This window comes from Infirmifilum sp. (assembly GCF_049970975.1).
In the GTDB taxonomy this organism is placed as follows: domain Archaea; phylum Thermoproteota; class Thermoprotei; order Thermofilales; family Thermofilaceae; genus Thermofilum; species Thermofilum uzonense.
Map to the genome: position 1 here is coordinate 1 of NZ_JBMFLX010000173.1, position 2,255 is coordinate 2,255.

1 protein-coding gene is annotated in these 2,255 nt (G+C 51.3%); it reads right to left on the reverse strand.

The window, feature by feature from the left end; translation table 11 throughout:
• Nucleotides 1-2,255 (reverse strand): Eco57I restriction-modification methylase domain-containing protein (locus ACP5KC_RS10200; protein WP_428287508.1); only part of this gene is annotated, 2,255 nt, incomplete at both ends.

The window sequence follows — 2,255 nt, forward strand, 5'->3', positions numbered from 1 at the left end:
GCCTATATTATCAACTATGTAGAATTTAGAATATAGTTCGTTTTTGATTTTCTCAATGCTCTTAGCCACGCTTTCTAAATTGCTCTGTATTTTCTTCCTATCCTCATCATTCTTCGCTCGAGCAAGGCTTTTCTCGAGATCTGTTTTCGTTTTCTCTAATTCCCTCAATTGTTTTAACTGCGATAGGAATGGCTTGATTGATCTCGTAATAAGCTCATCCCTATAATGGTTTAAGTAGGAGAACGTATCTTTGTATTTGACTTTGAAATCGATTTCACTTAGCGGCTTACCTGTCTTAGGATCGTGCGGAAGTATTACGTACCTGCCTTTATACTCCACAAACCATTTCTCTACATCTTTCCCCCTAATCAGCGGGTAGACTAGGTCTGGCTCGACAACGGCCTCGACCTGTTTAACCTTCTTTTTCTGCCCGGGCTCGGGCGGGTTTGTTATCACTAGCCTGCCGTCCGGAGTTTTACCCCTAACCCGAACATAGTAGACTTGGTTAAGAGCTACATTGACTCCTGCGTGCGCCTTGTATAGCGAGGATCCCTGGGTTATCCTCCTCACATACTGGAGCATCTCCTCGGTCACCTGCATCCACGGGCTCGTCACATCGCCGTCCACGAGAGGCACCATAATAGCGTCAAACCTATCCGTCATTTTTAGTACCTGCTCGAGGGGCGTATCGGTTGGTATAGCTTTACCTGTTTTATTGACCCAGACAACGTGATTTACCCTTTTGTTCTTAGCCATGATGTTATTTACCTCCTGGCACCTGCCCGAGCCGATGTCCCTCAGCTCGCAGATCTTCTCTACAACGATGGCGGAAGTCCTGTTCACCGCCCCCTCGAACGGGTACAGGGTGACCATGTCATGGATCTTGATGATTCTGGACTTGGATGCCAGGAACCTCCTGAACCCGGCGCCCGCCTGTGTCTTGAATACGGTGAACGGCATCAGGAAGCCGTGCCTGCCCCCGGGCTTCAGGTATAGGTCGAAGCACCTTGCCAGGAAGAGCATAGCCAGATCCCGTTTAAATCCGCCGGCACCTGATCCTACAAGACCATACACATTCTCCCATAATCGCTTAGTTATCTTTCTATACTCATCAGGCAGATCCTCCCATCTTACCCATGGCGGGTTTCCGACTACGTAGTCGAATTTTCCCTTGAGCATTGGTGCGAACGCGTTTCTTAATATCGATACCCAGACATCGTTTTTGCCTTCAAGCTCAAGTCTTAGGAGTGTTTCATAGAGCTTGCCTAGGACGTTTATCTCATCGCTTGAAAACTCTTTAAATACATCTTTAATCCTGTTCTTGAAGTCCACCGCCGAGTACCTGTTCTTCAGCCCGTTTACTACCTCACTTAATATGCTTGGAAGCAAGCCCTTTTCAACGATGCTCGCAGGCAGCTGGAACTCCCCTGCAACTGTCTTCAACACGTATACGTTTCCAAATAGCGTTGCCCTCTCTTCAACCATTATGGAGTCCGCCAGGTACACGGGTATCTCTATGCTTCCCCTCCTAGGCAGGTCGGCTATCATTAGCAGGTAGTTCGTTCTGGCCGCGAGCACGGCCAAGGGGTTTAAGTCGTAGCCGACGACGTTCTCGAGTAGGTACTTCAGCATGATGTCCTCTAGGAAGTGTTCCCTAGCGTAGTCCCGGAGCCTAGCAATATACCTAACCAGGAAGGTCCCGGAGCCACACGCCGGGTCCAGAACCCTCACTTCTAGGGGCTTCAATCTATTCTCGGAGCCGAGCCTCTCAAGGCCCTCCCTGGACAGCCCCACCTCGTCCAGTAGGAAGTCCGCTAGCCAGTCCGGGGTGTAGTATTCTCCGAGGTTATGCCTGATGTCCTCTGGCAACAGGTGCTGGTAGAGCCTCTTGAGGAGGTCCCTAGCGAATTCCGGCTCGAGCTGCGGGGTAGCCGGCTCGTAGTCCGCCAACCTCCTAGCTATCTCGGCCAGCACGTCCGCCAGGCTCTGGTCTAGCTCTTCTAAGTACCAGGAGAAGTAGTCCCCCTCAAGGAAGTTCTCTATGCCGAACTGCTTGAAGGTGCCACCGCTTTCAAGGCTCGCGAGGGCCTTCTTGAGGGCATTCGCGCCGCCCCCCGTGTAGGCGTCGTCTAGCTCCGCCACGTATGACTTATAGAACCTGCCGCCGCCGTACAGGTACACCACCTCTGCGGCCAGGAGCTTGAGTATCAACGCGTAGTATGTTTGCACGGCGAATAGGAGCCTGTCATAGTCCA